This is a genomic window from Vibrio sp. 14N.309.X.WAT.E.F5 (assembly GCF_030397615.1).
In the GTDB taxonomy this organism is placed as follows: domain Bacteria; phylum Pseudomonadota; class Gammaproteobacteria; order Enterobacterales; family Vibrionaceae; genus Vibrio; species Vibrio lentus.
Map to the genome: position 1 here is coordinate 105,968 of NZ_JAPNXR010000002.1, position 20,006 is coordinate 125,973.

At 44.7% G+C, this 20,006-nt stretch carries 21 protein-coding genes; 15 read left to right on the top strand and 6 right to left on the bottom strand.

Features of this window, described 5'->3' with window-relative positions; all coding sequences use genetic code 11:
* The 8 genes from atpB to OW495_RS02905 are packed head-to-tail and all read left to right on the top strand — an operon-like array spanning position 1 to position 6,495.
* A complete protein-coding gene (atpB, locus tag OW495_RS02870) occupies positions 1-771 on the top strand; it encodes a F0F1 ATP synthase subunit A (protein ID WP_076670020.1) in 771 nt (256 codons plus the stop codon).
* 45 nt (positions 772-816) lie between these two features.
* Positions 817-1,053, top strand: a complete 237-nt coding sequence (gene atpE, locus OW495_RS02875; RefSeq protein ID WP_004730405.1) for a F0F1 ATP synthase subunit C — start codon at positions 817-819, stop codon at positions 1,051-1,053.
* Between the two features lie 54 nt (positions 1,054-1,107).
* Positions 1,108-1,578, top strand: a complete 471-nt coding sequence (locus OW495_RS02880) for a F0F1 ATP synthase subunit B (RefSeq protein WP_004730401.1) — start codon at positions 1,108-1,110, stop codon at positions 1,576-1,578.
* 11 nt (positions 1,579-1,589) lie between these two features.
* Positions 1,590-2,141, top strand: coding sequence for a F0F1 ATP synthase subunit delta (locus OW495_RS02885; protein WP_009844933.1), 552 nt, complete (start codon positions 1,590-1,592; stop codon positions 2,139-2,141).
* 9 nt (positions 2,142-2,150) lie between these two features.
* Positions 2,151-3,692 carry a F0F1 ATP synthase subunit alpha gene (gene atpA, locus OW495_RS02890; protein WP_289884874.1) on the top strand — a complete coding sequence of 514 codons (1,542 nt, stop codon included), beginning with the start codon at positions 2,151-2,153 and terminating at the stop codon, positions 3,690-3,692.
* Positions 3,693-3,737: 45 nt separating this feature from the next.
* Positions 3,738-4,607: a F0F1 ATP synthase subunit gamma gene (atpG, locus tag OW495_RS02895; RefSeq protein WP_289884875.1), complete on the top strand. Its 870-nt coding sequence runs from the start codon at positions 3,738-3,740 to the stop codon at positions 4,605-4,607.
* A 44-nt stretch (positions 4,608-4,651) separates the two neighbouring features.
* A complete protein-coding gene (gene atpD / locus OW495_RS02900) occupies positions 4,652-6,037 on the top strand; it encodes a F0F1 ATP synthase subunit beta (protein ID WP_019820615.1) in 1,386 nt (461 codons plus the stop codon).
* Between the two features lie 14 nt (positions 6,038-6,051).
* Complete coding sequence (locus OW495_RS02905) at positions 6,052-6,495, top strand: F0F1 ATP synthase subunit epsilon (RefSeq protein WP_289884877.1); 444 nt, start codon at positions 6,052-6,054, stop codon at positions 6,493-6,495.
* A 172-nt stretch (positions 6,496-6,667) separates the two neighbouring features.
* Here the strand turns inward: OW495_RS02905 and OW495_RS02910 are convergent, their stop codons facing one another.
* A complete protein-coding gene (locus OW495_RS02910) occupies positions 6,668-7,630 on the bottom strand; it encodes a nitrilase family protein (protein WP_289884878.1) in 963 nt (320 codons plus the stop codon).
* A 106-nt stretch (positions 7,631-7,736) separates the two neighbouring features.
* On the opposite strand from OW495_RS02910, the gene OW495_RS02915 reads away from it, so the two are divergent.
* Complete coding sequence (locus tag OW495_RS02915; RefSeq protein WP_289884880.1) at positions 7,737-8,624, top strand: LysR family transcriptional regulator; 888 nt, start codon at positions 7,737-7,739, stop codon at positions 8,622-8,624.
* A gap of 98 nt (positions 8,625-8,722) precedes the next feature.
* On the opposite strand, the gene OW495_RS02920 is transcribed toward OW495_RS02915, so the two are convergent.
* From OW495_RS02920 to hisD, 4 genes are all read right to left on the bottom strand, one after another.
* Complete coding sequence (locus OW495_RS02920) at positions 8,723-9,439, bottom strand: alpha/beta hydrolase (RefSeq protein WP_289884882.1); 717 nt, start codon at positions 9,437-9,439, stop codon at positions 8,723-8,725.
* 8 nt (positions 9,440-9,447) lie between these two features.
* Complete coding sequence (locus OW495_RS02925; RefSeq protein WP_289884884.1) at positions 9,448-10,443, bottom strand: cupin domain-containing protein; 996 nt, start codon at positions 10,441-10,443, stop codon at positions 9,448-9,450.
* A gap of 90 nt (positions 10,444-10,533) precedes the next feature.
* Positions 10,534-11,268, bottom strand: coding sequence for an SDR family oxidoreductase (locus tag OW495_RS02930; protein ID WP_289884886.1), 735 nt, complete (start codon positions 11,266-11,268; stop codon positions 10,534-10,536).
* A gap of 1 nt (position 11,269) precedes the next feature.
* The gene (gene hisD / locus OW495_RS02935; RefSeq protein WP_289884887.1) at positions 11,270-12,562 is read right to left on the bottom strand and encodes a histidinol dehydrogenase; all 1,293 of its coding nucleotides are present in this window, start codon (positions 12,560-12,562) and stop codon (positions 11,270-11,272) included.
* Positions 12,563-12,886: 324 nt separating this feature from the next.
* Here hisD and OW495_RS02940 point away from each other — a divergent pair, with 324 nt between their 5' ends.
* From OW495_RS02940 to OW495_RS02965, 6 genes are all read left to right on the top strand, one after another.
* The gene (locus OW495_RS02940) at positions 12,887-13,636 is read left to right on the top strand and encodes an aldolase/citrate lyase family protein (protein WP_076670002.1); all 750 of its coding nucleotides are present in this window, start codon (positions 12,887-12,889) and stop codon (positions 13,634-13,636) included.
* A gap of 139 nt (positions 13,637-13,775) precedes the next feature.
* Positions 13,776-14,741 (top strand): substrate-binding domain-containing protein, encoded by a 966-nt coding sequence (locus OW495_RS02945; protein ID WP_065105487.1) that lies wholly within the window; start codon positions 13,776-13,778, stop codon positions 14,739-14,741.
* A gap of 110 nt (positions 14,742-14,851) precedes the next feature.
* Complete coding sequence (locus OW495_RS02950) at positions 14,852-15,043, top strand: TRAP transporter large permease subunit (RefSeq protein ID WP_241902028.1); 192 nt, start codon at positions 14,852-14,854, stop codon at positions 15,041-15,043.
* Positions 15,044-15,566: 523 nt separating this feature from the next.
* Complete coding sequence (locus tag OW495_RS02955) at positions 15,567-16,541, top strand: ester cyclase (protein ID WP_104211148.1); 975 nt, start codon at positions 15,567-15,569, stop codon at positions 16,539-16,541.
* Positions 16,542-16,558: 17 nt separating this feature from the next.
* Positions 16,559-17,554, top strand: coding sequence for an ester cyclase (locus OW495_RS02960; protein WP_102311695.1), 996 nt, complete (start codon positions 16,559-16,561; stop codon positions 17,552-17,554).
* Positions 17,547-19,280: a sodium/solute symporter gene (locus OW495_RS02965; protein WP_289884896.1), complete on the top strand. Its 1,734-nt coding sequence runs from the start codon at positions 17,547-17,549 to the stop codon at positions 19,278-19,280. The genes OW495_RS02960 and OW495_RS02965 overlap by 8 nt, the downstream gene beginning before the upstream one ends.
* 157 nt (positions 19,281-19,437) lie before the next feature.
* On the opposite strand, the gene OW495_RS02970 is transcribed toward OW495_RS02965, so the two are convergent.
* Positions 19,438-19,986: an RNA-binding S4 domain-containing protein gene (locus OW495_RS02970; RefSeq protein WP_286301303.1), complete on the bottom strand. Its 549-nt coding sequence runs from the start codon at positions 19,984-19,986 to the stop codon at positions 19,438-19,440.
* Positions 19,987-20,006: the final 20 nt, after the last annotated feature.

Genomic DNA, 20,006 nt, shown 5'->3' on the forward strand with positions numbered 1-20,006 from the left:
ATGGATCAAGTCACTACCGCTCACGAATACATAGAGCATCACTTAACCTTCTTAACTACAGGTGATGGTTTCTGGGCGTTCAACATTGACTCAATGTTGATATCTTGGATTACGGGATTATTGTTTATTGGAGCTTTTCGATATGTAGTGACCAAGGGCACTAGCGGTGTTCCAGGTCGTTTTCAATGTTTTATCGAGCTTATCTTTGATTTCGTTAACAACCTAGTCAAAGAGATTTTCCAAGCGGAGGATAAATTAATAGGGCCACTGGCATTAACCACTTTTGTTTGGGTGTTGTTAATGAATGCAGTCGACCTATTACCAATTGATTTAATACCAGGGTTAACTCGTGTAATGGGTTTAGAACACTTTAGAGATCTACCGACAGCGGATGTAAATATCCCAATGTCGATGGCACTCGGTGTGTTTATTCTACTGTTAACTTATACGTTGAAAAATAAAGGTTTGAAAGGCTTTATCAAAGAGCTCACTACTCAGCCATTTGATAACCCTCTTTTATATCCTGTTAACTTCGTTCTTGAATTAATAACATTAATTTCAAAGCCAATATCACTAGGCTTACGATTATTCGGAAATATGTATGCAGGCGAGATGATATTCATCCTTATCGCACTAATGCCTTGGTGGATGCAATGGGCACTCAGTGTTCCATGGGCCTTATTCCACATATTAATCGTATTCTTGCAAGCATTTATATTTATGGTACTGACCGTTGTTTATTTAGCAATGGCAACAGAAGAACACCATTAATTAATAACTAAAAATTAACTAACAAATTATTTATCGGAGATACAAATGGATATCGTAAGCGCAGTTTTATATGTAGCAGGTGCATTACTGATCGGTTTAGGTGCAGCGGGTGCAGCATCTGGTATTGGTAACTTAGCAGGTAAATACCTTGAAGGTGTTGCTCGTCAACCAGATCTTACTCCAATGCTTCGTACTCAATTCTTCATCATGATGGGCCTTGTGGATGCTGTACCGATGATCGGTGTTGGTATCGGTCTATACATCATCTTTGCCGTTGCTTAATTAAAAGCTTTGAAAAGATCGATTTGTAAATAATCAAGATTTAGTGAGGAAGGTATGAATTTAAATGCCAGCATGTTTGGTCAAGCAATCTCATTCGTGATTTTTGTTTGGCTATGCATGAAATATGTATGGCCCCCTCTCACCGCGATGTTAGACGAGCGCCAAAAAGAAATCGCTGATGGTTTACGCCACTCAGAGAATGCAGCGAAAGAGCTAGAACTAGCAAAATCAAATGGCGCACAACTCGTCGCAGATGCGAAAAAAAATGTGACCGAACTGATTGAGCAAGGCAAAAAACGCCGCAACGAAATCATCACCTTAGCTCACCAAGAAGGTGAGCAAGAAAAAGCGCGCATCTTAGAGCAAGGTAGAGCTGAGCTAGAAGGCGAACGTCAAAAGTTACGCCGTGAACTTCAGGCGGATATGGCAGACGCTGTTATTCAAAGTGCACAGAAATTGATCAGCAAAAACCTAGATTCTGAAACGAACCGAGCGTTAGTTGATCAAATGATAAGCGAACTCTAAACGGAGGCAATATGTCAGATTACACCAATATTGCTCATCCCTACGCTAAAGCATCGTTCGACTTTGCTTTAGGTGAAAACAAGTTACAAGAGTGGCACTCAATGCTGTCCATTCTTGTGACGGTAGCGGAAGAAGAAACGATCGCTAAGCAGATTTCATCAGCAGAAGGTGTTCACACACAGCAATCTGAAGAACTGGTCAATCTCATCATTCACGTATGCCAAGGACTTGTTGATGACCACGTCATTAATCTCATTAAAGTCTTGGCTGAGAATGGCCGTCTTGCAGTGATCAGAGACTTGTTTAACTTGTTCAGCGACCTAAAGGACGAACATGAACGTGTAATCCCTGTCACTGTCACCAGTTCAGAATTGCTTACACAAGATCAAGTTACATCACTCACTGCTGCACTTGAGAAGAAATTAGAGCGTCAGGTTGAAATGGAACAGGTTATTGATGACTCGCTGGTTGGCGGGATCGTAATCAAGGCGGGTGAAACCGTCATCGATGGTTCTTTGAACACATCAATTAACCGTTTGGCTCATCAACTTCACGCGAGATAGGTAACAATTATGCAATTAAATTCAAATGAAATCAGCGGCCTGATTAAAGATCGCATCTCGAAATTTAATGTGAGCACCGAAGCTCGCAACGAAGGCACTATCGTATCGGTTCGTGATGGCATCATCACAATCAATGGCCTTGCTGATGTTATGCAAGGTGAGATGATTGAGCTACCAGGTGGCAAATACGCACTCGCACTTAACCTCGATACCCATTCAGTAGGTGCGGTGGTTATGGGCCCCTACACTGACCTCTCTGAAGGTATGAAAGTGAAAGGTACAGGTCGTATCTTAGAAGTACCTGTAGGTAACGGACTTCTTGGCCGTGTCGTGAACACATTAGGCGAGCCAATCGATGGCAAAGGCCCAGTGAGTTGTGACCGACTCGACCCTGTAGAAGTGATTGCACCCGGTGTAATCGAACGTAAGTCTGTTGATCAACCTATTCAAACTGGCTACAAAGCGGTTGATACCATGGTGCCAATCGGTCGTGGTCAACGTGAACTTATCATCGGTGACCGTCAAACGGGTAAAACAGCGTTAGCTATCGATGCGATCATCAATCAGAAAGATTCTGGCATCAAATGTGTTTATGTGGCGATTGGCCAAAAAGCCTCCACTATCGCTAACGTGGTTCGTAAACTCGAAGACCACGATGCGCTAAAAAACACCATCGTAGTCGTGGCGTCAGCATCAGAGTCTGCAGCGCTTCAATACCTAGCCCCTTATGCGGGTTGCACCATGGGTGAATACTTCCGTGACCGCGGTGAAGATGCGCTGATCATCTATGATGACCTATCAAAACAAGCCGTTGCTTACCGTCAAATCTCATTGCTATTGAAACGCCCACCGGGTCGTGAAGCCTTCCCTGGCGACGTATTCTACCTTCACTCACGCCTACTAGAACGTGCAGCACGAGTGAATGCAGAGTATGTAGAGAAGTTCACTAACGGTGAAGTGAAAGGCCAAACAGGCTCATTAACGGCGCTTCCGATCATTGAAACTCAAGCGGGTGACGTATCAGCGTTTGTACCAACCAACGTAATCTCAATCACCGACGGTCAGGTTTTCCTTCAAACCCAACTATTCAACTCAGGCTTACGCCCTGCAGTAGACCCAGGTATCTCGGTATCTCGTGTGGGTGGTGCGGCGCAATGCAAGATCATCAAGAAACTGTCTGGTGGTATCCGTACTTCACTAGCTCAATACCGCGAGCTGGCGGCCTTTGCTCAGTTCTCTTCTGACTTAGATGAGATGACGCGCAAACAGCTAGACCACGGTGAGCGTGTTACCGAACTAATGAAGCAAAAACAATACTCTCCAATGTCAGTTGCTGAGCAAGCAACGGTTATCTACGCGGCAGAGAAAGGCTACTTGATCGGTGTTGAGCTAAGCAACATTGCCCGTTTTGAAGAAGAGCTGATTGCTTACGCCAAAGGTCAAAACCCTGCGTTGTTCGAAAAAATCAACGCGACAGGCGATTACAACGACGAAATAGATGGCGCTCTTAAAGAGATCCTAGAAGGTTTTGTTGGGATGAAAGCTTGGTAGTGCTCCGGTTTGTTAGCTGGAAATCAAAACAAATAGGAGCAGGTTATGGCAAGTACTAAAGAAATTCGCACCAAGATAGCCAGTGTTAGTAACACTCAGAAAATCACCAGTGCAATGGAAATGGTTGCAGCAAGTAAGATGCGCAAAGTTCAAGACAACATGACGCAAACGCGGCCTTACGCCGAGAACATGCGAAAAGTTATCTCTCATGTTGCATCGGGTTCACTGGAGTACCAGCACCCTTACCTGCAACAACGTGAACCTAAGCGTGTCGCTTACATCATTATCTCGTCCGATAGAGGCTTGTGTGGTGGCTTGAACTCAAACTTGTTCAAGAAAGTGTTAGAAGAAATGGAGCAATGGCGCACCAAGGGAGTCGAGGTAGAAACAACCTTAGTGGGATCTAAGGCTATCTCGTTCTTCCAACGCGGCGGCAACGTTATTGCACAAACGTCAGGTCTTGGCGATACCCCTAAGTTAGAAGACATCTTAGGTACGGTGAACGCGATGCTCGGGCATTACGACGAAGGCAAGATCGATAGCTTGTATCTCGTTTACAACCAGTTCATCAACACCATGGTTCAAGCGCCAACGACCTTGCAGTTGCTCCCCCACCCTTCGGATTCTGAGGAAGGTGGTGAGCCTAAAAAAGCGCGTCGTTGGGACTACATCTATGAGCAAGCACCCAAAGACATACTCTCAGAACTGTTACATCGATACATCGAATCGCAAGTGTATCAAGGCATTGTTGAGAGCATTGCCTGTGAGCAAGCAGCCCGAATGGTCGCTATGAAAGCGGCGACTGATAACGCAGGCCAACTCATTGATGACTTGCAGTTGGTCTACAACAAGGCGCGTCAGGCTGCCATTACCCAAGAGCTGAGTGAAATAGTCTCAGGTGCCCAAGCTGTCTAGGGCTAGAAAAGACTGGGGCAAGAACAGAATTTGAGGATTTAAGAATGAGTGTTGGAAAAATAGTTAAAGTAATCGGCGCGGTGGTTGACGTCGAGTTCAGCGGCGGCAACAGCCCACGCGTTTATGATGCATTGAAAGTGACTAGCGACGAAGCAAGCTCGTTAGTATTGGAAGTACAGCAACAACTGGGTAGCAATATCGTTCGTTGTATTGCAATGGGTACTTCAGATGGCTTACGTCGTGGCCTAACGGTTGAAAACACAGGCTCTCCAATCACGGTTCCTGTGGGTGAAGAAACGCTAGGTCGTATCATGAACGTGCTTGGTCAACCTATCGATGAGTGTGGTGAAATCGGTCAGAAAGAAAACTACGAGATTCACCGTGAAGCCCCTTCTTATGAAGAACAAGCAAACAGCACTGAGCTTCTAGAAACAGGCGTTAAGGTTATCGACCTTATCTGTCCATTCGCTAAGGGTGGTAAAATTGGTCTGTTCGGTGGTGCCGGCGTAGGTAAAACCGTCAACATGATGGAGCTTATCAATAACATCGCTAAAGCCCACTCAGGTCTTTCTGTATTTACCGGTGTTGGTGAGCGTACTCGTGAAGGTAACGACTTCTACTACGAGATGAAAGAAGCGGGTGTACTAGACAAAGTAGCCATGGTTTACGGCCAAATGAACGAGCCACCGGGAAACCGTCTACGTGTAGCACTTACAGGCCTTACTATGGCTGAGCGCTTCCGTGATGAAGGTCGTGACGTACTGTTGTTCATTGATAACATTTATCGTTACACGCTTGCCGGGACTGAAGTATCAGCTCTGCTAGGTCGTATGCCTTCAGCAGTAGGTTACCAACCAACACTAGCTGAAGAGATGGGTGTGCTTCAAGAGCGTATCACTTCGACTAGACAAGGCTCTATCACGTCTATCCAAGCGGTATACGTACCTGCGGATGACTTGACCGATCCATCACCAGCAACAACCTTTGCTCACTTAGATGCGACCGTTGTACTGTCTCGTAATATCGCGGCATTGGGCCTCTATCCTGCGATTGATCCATTGGATTCAACCTCTCGCCAATTGGACCCGCTTGTGGTTGGTCAAGAGCACTATGACATTGCACAAAAAGTACAAACAACGCTGCAACGCTACAAAGAGCTAAAAGACATCATCGCGATTCTTGGTATGGATGAGCTTTCAACTGAAGACAAACAGACCGTATCTCGCGCTCGTAAGATTGAACGTTTCTTAACTCAGCCTTACCACGTAGCCGAAGTGTTTACCGGTCAGAAAGGTGTCTTTGTACCGCTAAGCGAAACACTAAGAGGCTTTAAAGGCCTGTTAAGCGGTGAATATGACGATATCCCAGAGCAAGCGTTCTTGTACTGTGGCTCTATCGACGAAGTGCTTAACAAAGCAAAATCACTCTAAGAGGTAGGTGCACCATGGCTATCGGAATTACAGATAATACATTTCAACTTAATATTGTAAGTGCGGAAGGTACGCTGTTTTCAGGTCCAGCGTATGCCCTAGCCGTTTCTGGCGCTGATGGTGAACTGGGGATTCGCCCCGGTCACTCCCCGCTTCTAAGTAAGATCAAACCGGGCGTAACCGTGTTTGTTACAGACCCTAAATCAGAAGGCCAAGTGCTGTATGTCTCTGGTGGGATGCTGGAAGTTCAGCCGGATGTGGTAACGTTGTTAGCCGACACGGCCTTGCACGGCCAAGATATTGACCGCGCTCGCGCAGAAGAAGCGAAATATGCCGCTCTAGAGAACATCAACAAGGGCAACATAGACATTAACTTTGCACAAGCTCAGCTAGAATTGGCGAAAGCCGTTGCTCAGTTACGTGCATCAGAGCTGACTTCTTCTCACACAAGACACTGAGAATAGAACTTAGATGCTTAGTGCTTATGGCTTAGTGCTTGATGTGTAAATAGTCTACCCACTTAAACATGATTTAAGTGGGTAGACTACATCAGGAGCCCTCACTTCTCTTTCAACTTCCCCACCCTTTTAACCGCTACTAATACATCCTTTTTCACCCGTGCTTACAACATTACTTCTCTGCAAAACGCGCTTGGTGCGGGTCAAGTTCATGACCAAGAGGCTGTGTCAGCGAATGGTAAAGCTCAGGCTTACGACCTCGAATCCAACGTCTCCCAGTACACATGTCTAACTCTTCGGCTTTTAACTCCGCGATCACCATGTCGTCATCAACGCTGTCCGTCTCGGTGATGACTTCACCATAAGGGCTTAAGATCATCGCATTGCCTGTTCTCACTTCATCCATATCAACACCGACACCATTACTGAACACCACAAACAGGCCGTTATCGTGCGCTCTTGCAGGCAGCCAACGCATTAGCCACTCGCGACCATTCTTGCCCTGCATTTCAGCACGAATCACTTCTGGGTTTTCATCTCGGTTAAACCATAAATCTGGGTCAATTCGCTTCATCGCATTGGGGCTACGTGACTGACAACCGCCCGTTTGGTGTGGTGCAATCAATATATCAGCCCCTTTCAAAGCAGTGATTCGGACGTTCTCGACCAAGTTGTTATCCCAACAAATCAAGATACCGACTTTACAACCATGAGGCGTATCGAACACCGTGTATTGGTCGCCGCTACTCATATATGGGCTCACAAAGGTGTGCAGTTTGCGGTGCTTTTGTACCTCACCATTAGGCATCACGAACACATAAGTGTTGTATAACTCGCCATCCACACCCTGCTCTATCAAGCCTGCGCCAACGCTGATTCCAAACTGTGTTGCCAGTGCAATCAACTGTTGCGTGGATTCACCGTTCGGCACAGGTTCCGCTAGTGCTTCTATCTCGTCTCGCGACAAAGCAGACACATGCCAGTAGCCAGTGATGCACATCTCTGGGAAACTGATGATGTCCACGCCACTCTCCGCCGCTTGTCGAACATATTGCTCTATCACAGATAGGTTATACGCCTTGTCACCCGCATGGTGATTGAATTGAACCGACGCTACTTTGATGTCTTTCTTCATGAGTCGTCCTCGAATTTCGCTTTATTTGATTTGGTATGAACTCAGTATAAAAAATCGATTCAATTCCATATAATGAAAGATATTCTTAGTTCAATGAGCATTTGGAATGGAATTTGATTTACTCAAGGCATTCTGTCAGTTGGCTAAATCGGGCAATTACCGTTTGGCGTCAGAACAGCTATACATTACTCAATCGGCCCTCACTAAAAAGATTCAACGACTTGAATCCAACATTGGGGCGTCTCTGTTTTCTCGTGGCAGGAACGGCGCAGAGCTGACGCACGCAGGCAAAACATTACTGGCAGAAGCCCAACGTTTGGTTCATTCAATGCAGGCGTTTGAGCAGCTTTCAGGCTCTGTGGTGAAAGGAACTCAGGGACATTTGAACATAGGCTTTGGCGTGTCCACTTATCATGAAGCGCCCAAGCTGATTGCGGCTTATAAACAGCAATACCCAGACGTTCATGTCACTTTAAATGACACACCGTCTAAGCAGCAGACCGACGAGTTATTGAGCCATGATCTCGATATCAGCTTCAATCGGATACCTAACTCTTTGGGTTTAGAAAGTCTAACCCTATTCAATGATTCGCTTGTGATTGCGGTACACAAAGACCTTCTCAAACAAGCGCCAAGTAAAAATCACGTCGTCTCTGAGTTATCGAAATGGCCTTATCTAAAATTGGCGCAGCACCGTGGCCCTGGGTTAGACAGACAGATTCAACAATATTGCCTTGCCAATAAAATCGACTTATCAAAGACGCAAGAAGCCGATGACATTCTCACCCTGCTTGCCTTGGTTTCTGCCAATATCGGCTTCACCATTGTACCTAGCAGTGCTCAGTTCATTAGCAATACCGATGTGGAATTCATTACTTTAGAAGGTGAATACGCCACCTGGCCAGTGGGATTGATATGGAATGGGAAGAGTGAAAATCCACTCAGGGATCGATTTGTGGAGTTTGTAGCGAATCAGGTTGAAAGCGACTCATAAATGAACAAAGGCTCTTCATGTTTAGGTGCAGTGGCAAACGCACTTTATATTGCGCGCTAAACATGAAAAACCGAATTCTGTCGTTAGCTATAAAAGAATCACAGCTGACTGGCTTCGATCCAGCTACAAATATGACGAGCGACAACCTTAGGCTGTTCCATTGTCGATAGGTGACCACAATCAGGAATGACATGGAGTGATACCTGCTTGATGTGTTTTGCCATTAACAGGTGATTATCGATTGGGCATAACAGGTCATCTTTGCCAGTAATGATCAGCGTCGGAACCTGAATATCGGCCAATAATGGTCTAGCATCAGGACGAGTCGCCAACGCCTGAGCGTGAGCCTCAAACCTTTCCATGCCGATGTTAGTCGCCATTTGAGTAATTCGTTGAGTCAGTTCTTGATTCACTAACTGGTTAGGATGGATAATAAGTGGCATCAAAATATCAGGTGTTATCGACTCAAACTCCCCAGCTTTTGCTTTGTCGACTAAAGCGTTCCTTTTCTCCGACACCTCTGGCTTTTCATCAGCGGCATTGGTGTCCATTAAAATTAAGCCTTTCACGCGTTCTGGAGCCTGTCTAAAGACTTCAAACGCGAGGATTCCCCCCATAGATAAACCACCGAGAACGAAACTTTCAGGTGCATTATCTAGGACTTTATTCGCTAAGGCTTGCATGGATGTTTGCGTTCCTAAGTCACAAGTAAAAGGAGCCACCCAGTCGGGCAGCTCTTTATTGACGTCTTGAAACAACGCTTCATCACATAACAAACCAGGTAGCCATAACAGTGGTACTTCTGGTTTCATCATTCGTTATCCTACAAAGCTTGTGGCTGGTCAGAACCAAGAACGACGTAAGTAAAGCTAGTCCCACGTAGGTTTTCAAGGCTGTATGACGCGCCATCTGGAACGCTAAACACATCACCGGTGGTCAGGACGACTTGTGCTTGCTCGCCGTCTTGAACGATGTTTAACAAGGTGTCACCTTCAAAGTTAATCAGCACCTGCTTCTCACTGCGTTTATGTACTGGAATGCTCGCACCTTCAGTCAGTTCATAAGCCATGATACTCACGTCATCTACACTTTTAACTTGGAAGTCATAGCCAGATGATGGGTGTCCTGTTAATGCAAACTGCTTAACACCCGGCTTATCAAAATCACCAGACACTTCTCGGTAATCTTTTTTCAGCGCAACAAACGGCATCATCTGCTCAGCCGTGTAAGTATCAAATTGGCTCAACTCTTCTTCTGTTAACAGTGGCATCAGATCAGATTGATTTGGAACGGCATCACCGTCAATGGTATCAACCAATGTGCCGTCTGCTTTCAGGTATAAACCGTAACCTTGGCTATCGGTAATCACACTCGGGTGCCAAACCACGCCACCACCGGAATTATCACCACCTAACACAGAATACATAAAGCCGTAATCGCGCCCTACCACCTCAAAACCTCTGAAAAGGTTAGTAGGAATAGAGATAACATCACCATGTGACAACACAGCTTCATTTTCACCTTCATTGCCCCAATAAAATCTGAATTGACCTTTGAAGGCAACGAACAGTTCTGCGGTATGGTGTGAATGCAGAGAGTTTTTGATACCCGGAGGCTGCCCTGCTGCACCGATGTTAAAACCAGCCGTTTCACGAATATGAACATGCTGACGACTGCTTTCCGCGACTCCGGCACCAATAATGCAGAAGTTATCTTTTAGATCGCTGCCAGGAGTGCGCGCATCGATGAATGCACTCGTACCAGGAATCAGTTCCATGTAGCGGACTAAATTGTTATTAATTTTATGTTGTAGGGTCATTCTAAATTCCTTTTTACCTAACCTACGCTCTAGTCAATTCCCCCCAAAGCGCTGATGTTAGGTGCGTAAGCCGCGAACCGCAGCTTTACATTAATTACCTAACGGCCTGCCACCATCGACTGCAATGGTATTGCCGGTTGAAAATGTCAGTAGTTCTGCTGCTGCATAAACGGCATTCGCAACCTCTAGATCACTCGCCAATCGTTTTAGCGGTGTTGATTGCTCTTGCGCGTTACGCCACTCGTCATCGAGACCTTTGACAAATTCGGTGTCCACTAGGCCTGGAGCCACTGCAAGTACTCGAATATCAGGAGACAAGGCACGCGCTAAAGATCGCGTCATATTCTCAACTGCAGACTTACTCGCGCAGTAAGCCACGTTACTGCCCATTGCCGTTTGTGCCGCAATTGAAGTGATGTTCACCACGCAACCTTTAGCGCTACGTAGTAAAGGTTCGAATGCACGTACCATTGAGAATGGAGCTCGCACGTTTACACGGAAGATTTTATCTATCAGCTCATCATTGAGTGACTCTAAATCACTGTGCGCGACAAACTTGGTCATACCAGCACAGTTCACTAACAAGTCTAAAGAAGTTGACGACTCTTTCACTTGTTCGGCTAATGCACCAATTGCGGAACTGTCTTCAACATTCAGTTGATACATAGCGTGGCCTGAGCCTTCCAAGGTATTTAAGATCGTTTGAGCTACGCTTTCGTTGCTGTTGTAGGTAAGCACAACACGGTAGCCAGATTGCGCTAGCTTGTGACATATGGCAGCACCAATGCCGCCACTGCCGCCTGTAACTAAGGCGAGTTTCGTCATGTTATGCCTCTACCAATTTTTCTTTGTAACGACGAACACGAATATCGGCTTGCTCTTTATGACCAGCGAAACCTTCTAATGCACATAAGCGAGAGCAGTATTCACCGACTTTCAACGACGCTGATTCCGTTACACGCTGGTAAGTACACGTTTTAATGAATTTACCGACCCAAAGACCGCCCGTGTAACGCGCTGCTTTATTCGTTGGCAAAGTGTGGTTAGTGCCGATGCATTTATCACCGTAAGAAACATTAGTCTCACGACCTAAGAACAACGCACCGTAGTTCGTCATGTTGTCTAAGAAGTACTTAGGATCTTTTGTCATAACTTGTACGTGCTCAGAGGCAAGATCATCGGCCACTTCAACCATCTCTTCATAGCTGTCACACAGGATAACTTGTCCGTAATTTTCCCAAGCCTTACCTGCAATTTCAGCAGTAGGAAGAATAGTCAGCTGACGCTCAACTTCTTTTACCGTCTCTTCTGCAAATGTTTCACTGTTCGTCAAAAGAACAGCTGGAGAGTTATAACCGTGCTCAGCCTGACCCAATAGATCCGCTGCGGCTAATTCAGGGTCACAACCTTCTTTATCAGCAATAACCAATGTTTCTGTTGGACCAGCAAACAAATCGATACCAACACGACCGAACAGTTGGCGTTTTGCTTCTGCAACAAAAGCATTACCTGGACCAACAATCATGTCGACAGGGGCAATCGTTTCGGTACCAAGAGCCATCGCCCCAACCGCTTGAACGCCACCGAAGCAGTAAATTTCGTCTGCACCCGCCATCGCCATAGCGGCAACAATCGCTACATTTGGTTGACCATTAAAAGGAGGAGCGCAAGCAATAACGCGTTTCACACCAGCGACTTTTGCAGTAAGAACACTCATGTGCGCAGAGGCTACCAATGGGTATTTACCACCTGGGATGTAACAACCAACGCTGTTTACCGGAACATTTTTGTGTCCTAGTACCACACCTGGCATCGTTTCAACTTCAACATCGTGCATTGAGTCACGTTGGATCTGTGCAAAGTTACGTACTTGTGTTTGTGCGAATTCAATATCGTGCTTAGTTGATTCATCCAATGCGTCAACACATGCCTGAATTTGCTCATCGGTTAAACGAAACTGCTCAGGAGACCAGTTATCAAATTTCTCTGAAAGTTCACGAACTGCACTGTCACCTTTCTTTTCGATGTCAGAAAGAATGTTCTCAACCGTTTGACGTACTTGCGCGTTGTTTGATGCCGATGCTTCTTCAGTGATGCCGTGTTTTAGAATGCGAGCCATGCGTAATTCTCCTTGTGGCGTATGCCGAGTTTTTGTTAATTGCTATTAATTTCAGAGGTTATTTTTTGTTTTTGTATACTTTTGGATACGAATGCAAAATAAACATAAACATTTTTTTAACACTTGGCAAATCACTATTTAACATGAACGAATAATTACTAAGCTACTGTTTTAATAAACTAAAATCATAAAAATAGACTAAATAACGACATGGTATGTTTGAAAAACAATCAATTAATGCCATATTGATCACATTGTTTTTACTCTTTTTTTACAACAACACATGTTAAGTTTTGCATACCTTTGCAATGGAGAGTAAAACAAATGGAAAACTTCAAAGACATACTGAAAAACACAGACCGACTCGGAACGTTCGTAAAAACACCCCATCCACACATCATTGAGGTGCTTGCATTAGCTGAGCTGCCTTTCGTTGTTTTGGATGCTGAGCACGCACCGTTTGATCGTTCATCATTGGATAGCTGTATTCTTGCCGCTCGAGCCAATCAACTGCCCTGCATAGTTCGGGTTCAAGATAGCCAGCCATCAACCTTATTGAATGCTTTAGATTGTGGTGCGACGGGCATTCAAATCCCTCACGTGTGCAGTGCTGAACAAGCTGAGAAGCTAGTAAAGATGTCTCATTACGGGGAAGGAGGACGCGGCTATGCTGGTTCGAGTCGCGCTGCGAAATACGCAACGAAACCAATGGCTAACCACCTAAAAGACAGTAAGAACAACACAGTGGTGATCGCCCAAATTGAAGACCCAGAAGGCGTAATCAATGCCGATACCATTGCCGCTGTTGACGGTGTCGATGCCCTGTTCATCGGCCAAGTAGACTTAGCCGTATCTTATGGCGCTGAGAGCGTAAATGACGAATGTGTTCGAGAAGCGAGCATAAAAATAATCAAAGCAGGTCAACAAGTTAACAAACCTGTCGGTATGTTTGTTGCGAATGCTCAAGCGGCTCGCAACTGGAAAGAGCTTGGAGTCAGTTTCTTTTGTGTGGGCTCTGAACACAAAATGATCATTGATGGCTTTCGAAATGAGCAAAGCGTCATGAATTCATAAATTTTCGTTGTGATTTCAAATGTTACACGTATTGTAATTATCAAACCGAGCTCATTTAGTATCGTGCTGCGCTTGGATTTATCGCGATATAAGGAGATTCCCCATAAAAGCGAAAGTTACCTCTATTGATGTCGCCAAAATGCTCGGCGTTTCTCAATCTACCGTTTCTAGGGCATTTAGCCCAACCGCAAGTATTAGCGAAAAGAAACGCAAAATGGTTATGGATGCTGCAACCAAACTTGGTTACACACCGAATGCCATCGCTCGTGGGCTCATTTCCAATCGCTCAGGATTGGTCGCAATCGCACTTGATAGCGAGTCGAACCCAATGTACGACTTGCAATCGCGTGCACTTGCGATGGAAATCCAAAAGCGTGGCGGTCAAGTTGTTCTTTGTCCTATCGACAAAGATGACTTAGATCTCGCCATCTCACGAGCGATTGAGTACCAAGTTGATGGTTTGATCATCGCCACCAGCCGACTGACTTCACGTGCGTTTGCACAATGTGAGAAGTTTGGCGTTCACTTGAGCCTAATTAACCGATATACCGAAGGCATCAATGCGAATAGCGCAGGCTTAGATAACCAAAAAGCAGGCATGCAAGCCGCAGACTACTTACTTGATAAAGGCTATAAACAATTAGCTTATGTGAGTGGCGATGCCGGATCGATGACTAGTGACAAGCGTTGGTTAGGCTTTGCTGAAACCGTGAAAGCACGTGAGGCAGCGTCACCTATCTTCATCAATTCCAAGTACAGTTTTGAAGCAGGATTAGAAGCGGCCAAAGAGTTGATAGAACACACGTCAAAACCTGACGCAGTCTTCTGTGCCAATGATATCCTCGCGATGGGCGTCATGGATGGCCTAAGACAATTGGGCTTTAGTATTCCTGGGGACTTTGCTGTTATGGGTGTCGACGATATCCCAATGGCATCATGGCCTAGCTATGATCTCACCACCATCGCGCAACCAATCGATAAGATTGTTCAAAGTGCCGTAGAAGACTTAATGCAACGTATCAATGAAAACATGGACGCGGAAGGTACATACCTATTAGAACCTGGCATCATTATCGAACGCGGTAGTACTGCACTTAGCCAATAAATCCTTTCTCGTTACACCAATAAAATCCGCTGTGATTGGTGTGCTATACGGATTGTTTTTCGGCATGTTTGTCTACATAGAGTTGGATTCCAAAAAAAATCGTGATGATAGTGAATCTAGCCATCGGGTTTGTTACCCCCCCACTCGGCGCCAACTTATTTATGGCCAGTCAGGTGGGTAACGTGCCGATTGAATCCTTGTCTCGGACGATTTTAGGTTGGATTGGTACCATGCTCGCCGCTTTGATGATCATTACCTTTATTCCAGCGATATCACTGTACCTTCCAGAGTTATTGTCTTAAGCGCTCTCATGAACAAAGCCACTTGATATTCACCTTTGAGTGGCTTTTTCAATCCAACCATCCCCAAACTTATTGTTGCATGCGAACCCATTTTTAATTAAACAAATCCAAACAAAAAATTAACAAACTGAGTAGAATTCCATCGTATAAGAATCATTACTCTAAATTCCCTCTCGTGATCACTTCGATATAGCAAATCGTCACAGAGCATTCTCTGATTTAATACCCACCTCGCCACATCACATAAAATCACAATAAATCACAATAAATACAAGAACTTATGTGGATTTACGTTACATTTAAACCTAATCATCTTGTTCATACACACTCGATAAACAGTGAACCATCACTCAATTATCTTACAGAGAACCGTATTTTGAGAGTTGTTAAAAAACAGATCTAACCCACAATAAAGAAACATATACAAAACACTCAATTGACATAATAGTAACAAAAAGCAATATTGGATACGTAACCAAAAATAACCCAATAACTAATTTTATGACGCATCAGGAGATGATTAATGGCTATGGTTGGCTTTGATTCTAAATGGCAAGATTTTCCAGACTACATATTAGGTATCACTAAAGAAATTTGGGAAGATCGAGGTCTGAGTACTCTACATAACTATTACTCACCTGACATTATCGTCCGTACACCACTCTCCATCACAAAGGGAAACGAAAAAGTCATCAGCGCGACCATGGGCACGCTAGCTGAGTTCCCGAACCGAACCTTATTAGGTGAAGACGTTATTTGGTCAGGGACTCCTGAGCAAGGCATGCTTTCATCACATCGAATCATTTCAACAGCCACTCACACTAATGATGGTGTATTTGGTAAAGCTACGAACAAAACACTTAAGTTTCGAATTATCGCAGACTGCCATGCCATCAATAACCAAATCAATGACGAGTGGATGATCCGAGACATTGCTGCAATCTCAAACCAACTAGGTATGACGTCAAAAGAGTACGCTCGTCAACAAATCGAAATAGAGGGTGGCGTTGAACAATGCCCATACCCTTTCACTCCCCAAGTCGACATACAAGGCCCTTACCTTGGCGTGGGTAACGACAATGAATACGGTCAGCGCTATGAAGACATACTGCGACGTGCAATGAGTGCTGAGTTCTCAGTAATACCAAAGGAATATGACCGAGCTTGTATCGGTGAATACACGGGTGGTCAAACTGCGCTCTCTCATAATGAGATAGACCAGTTTTGGATGTCACTACGCTCTTCCTTTCCGAACGCTGAGTTCAAAATTCACCACCGTATTGGTCGCAATGACGAAATGATGTCCCCACGTGCTGCTATTCGTTGGTCGCTACAAGGCAAGCATGAAGGTTACGGCATGTTTGGAAAGCCTACAGGAAAAGACGTCTACATCATGGGAATCAGCCATGCAGAGTTTGGGCCTTGGGGTCTACGCAGAGAGTTTACTCTACTTGATGAAAGTGCTGTCTGGAAACAGATTTTAATCCAAATCGGTTAACCATATAAGGAAGTATTATGTTGAACAGCTTGATAGAAAATTTCTACAAAACCTATTTTAACGCTCACTCTTCAGAACGGACTCAAGTCGCCCACGAGATGCTAAATGCTGACGTTAAATGGTGTGTCGCTCATCCGATTAACGACGTCTCTGGTGTCGATGAGACTGAGCAAGCGTTTCTATTACCGCTAATAAACTCGCTACCTGATGTTGAACGACGCCCTTCAATCATTATGCAAGGTGAATACGAAGGCCGCACTTGGGTAAACTCTACGGGTTATTTTGTCGGCACATTTGCACAACCGTTATTTGGTATTCCAGCAACAGGAAAAACGCTCTACTTGCGCTACACCGAAATGGTTTGCACCCAAGATGGTCAAATTATTGAATCCTATCTAATCCCTGATTTTATTGATGCAATGAGCCAAGCTGGCGTTAATCCGTTACGCAAAAGCCTAGGTCATACTGGATTAATCCCTACCCCAGCAACTCAAGACGGAATACAGACAGGTAGCATCGCAGCGGAAGAGAGTGAGAAAAGCCAAAAGCTAGTACTAGACATGCTGGCTTGCTTGGGTCGATTTGACGGCAAGCGTCTTGATTCAATGGATCTAGAAAACTACTGGCATGACGACTTTATGTGGTACGGACCTGCTGCGATCGGTACGACACGTGGTATCCAAGGTTTCCGAGACCACCATCAAGGACCGTTTGTATTTGCCTTCCCTGATCGAAGTGTCGATATAGAGCTCAATATTTTGTCCAAAAATGACTACGTATCCACAGGTGGTTGGCCACACATGCACGGTACGCATACTGGCACCAGTGGCTGGTTAGGATTAGCACCTACAGGCAAGCACATCGAGCTTCGCGTTATGGATATCTGGCGACGAGAAGGCGAATTACTCAAAGAAAACTGGGTCGCTATCGATATAGCACACATATTGAAACAGCTTGGTTACGATCTGTTTGAGCAAATGGAAGAACAATTAAAAGGACGTGAGCATGTATGAGTTTGGAGCTTTAAACTGGACAATTCTCGGTACTTATATCGTCCTTACTTTAGTTATGGGTGCACTAGTTGGTAGACGTGTTACTTCCGCTAACCAATTTGCATTAGGCGATAGAAATATTCCATGGTGGGCCATCGGTATTTCCGTTGTGTGTACCTATGTTAGTGCAATGTCTTTCTTGGGTGGGCCGGCTTGGTCTTATAAAGAAGGCTTGTCGGTGATCGCTATCCACCTAAACTACCCTTTGGTGATTTTCTTTATCGTTGCTGTGTTTATGCCGTTTTTCTACAACAACGGCCTCACTTCAATTTATGAATATCAAGAACGACGCTTTGGTAAAGCCTCGCGTATCACTCTGTCTTTGATTTTCTTAATTAAACAGGCGATAAGCTCAGCAGCGGTCTTGTATGCGACCTCATTAATCCTCGAGTTCATTACCGGTATCGATGTTACTTACTGCATCGTCATTGTCACTGTTATCGCGCTGATCTATACCGTAATGGGGGGAATTGCCGCCGTTATTTGGACAGATGTCATTCAAGCGGTCATTTTGTTTCTTGGGGCATTCATCATTATCGAAGCCGTTTGGAATGGCATGCCACAACCAATGACCGAAGTGATGCAAGATCTAAAGTCACAAGGCATGACGAATGCATTACAAACTAATTTAGATTTAAGCCAAGTTACCACCGTATGGGCTGGCGTTATCGCAATGACGATGTTCCACACTACTGTGTATGGCGGTAACCAAATGATGGTTCAACGCTGTATGGCGGCTAAAAGTATGGGTGATGCGAAAAAAGCGATGCTAATGATGGGTTATGTTGCTTTCTTCATCTACTTCGTATTCATTCTATTAGGCGTGTTATTCAACGCTTATTACGATGGTAAAGAGTTTGAAAATGGCAACACCATTATCCTGCACTATGCTAGCGAATATGGTATGCCAGGGCTGATGGGGATTATCGCTGCGGCTATTCTTGCAGCAAGTATGTCAAGCCTAGATTCCGCCTTTAACTCTATGGCTACCGTCTCTGTGACTGACTTCTATAAACGCTTTTATAAGAAAAATGAGTCAGAGGAACATTACCTCAAAGCATCGCGTTTCTTCACGGTTATGTGGGCGTTATGTATTATCATTCCAGCCTTCATGTTTGCGACCAGCACCGGCTCAGTTTTAGAAATATTAAGTAAAGCGGGTTCATATTTTGTGGGTGCAAACTTCTGTATGTTCGTTCTTGGCTTCTACTCTAAACATATTACAGAAAAGGGACTATTAATTGGTGTCGCTGCAGGCTTCGTGGCGATTTGGTATGTAGCGGTAGCGACTGATATTGCTTGGCCTTGGTACTGTGTTATCGGCGTCTTAGTTAATGCTATTGTCGCGTACGCAGCAAGCTTACTGCTAACCGGAAAACAGACAAAAATGCACCTCTACACAATCAAAGGTCAACAAGCAGAGTACGCGCGTTTGAACAAACCGATCAAAGAAGACGGTTGGTATGTTGTTCCGGGTAAAGTCGATGCACCTTGTTGGGGACTACTCGTGATGTTTGTATTCTCGCTCGTTCTACTGTGGGGGATTAACGAGTTCATTGAGAACGCACCGATTTTGATTAACTTTATCCGTATCTGCTCTGTCATTGTTGCGGCAAGTGTCATCGGTTATATGATTTACTCATTCAAGCGATCTAAGACGTCAAATGAAGTAGAACAAACCAGCTAGAGTTATCCTCAAATTAAACTAGCTCCAACAAAAAAGGCTCACTAGATAGTGAGCCTTTTGATATCTGCTTAACGCAAAGCCGAGGTTTAACGTTGCTTGGTTTTCAAATGAATAGTTCTAAAAGAATAGTCTTAGAGCAGTAGTTTAGAACTATAACTTAGAAGAATTCAATCGAGTTACGGCCGCTTTTGTCATCACGTTGTGGCTTAGGCGTATCCGCTTTCTTTTTCGGTTTGTTTTCTTTCTTCTTCTCTTTTTTCTCTTTCTTTGGTTCAGCCGTTGCGCTTAGCATTTCTGCTTTGCTTTTCTTAGATTCTTTCTTCTTAGAATCCTTTTTAGACTGACCTTTCTTCGCCTTATTATCTTTTTTAGGCGCGTCTTTCTTTTTCGGCTTTTCTGATTCTTCTTGTACTGGCTGATCACACACCACTACATAGTACTCTTGGTTGAATTCAAAGAAATCACCATCGTACATTTTACGACGTTTACGAGTTTCTAATTCACCATTTACCGCTACGTAGCCTTCAGAGATGATGTGTTTAGCTTCACCGCCACCACTCACTAAGTTAGCAATTTTAAACACTTTGTAGAGCTCGATTGGCTGTGATGAAACATCGATACCAATTGCTTCAATCTCAATCTCTTCGCCTTCTTCTCCAAGCTCTTGGCCTTCGTAGTCAGCGTCTTCGTAATGTTCTTGGTCCATGGTGACCTCTACCTAAATAT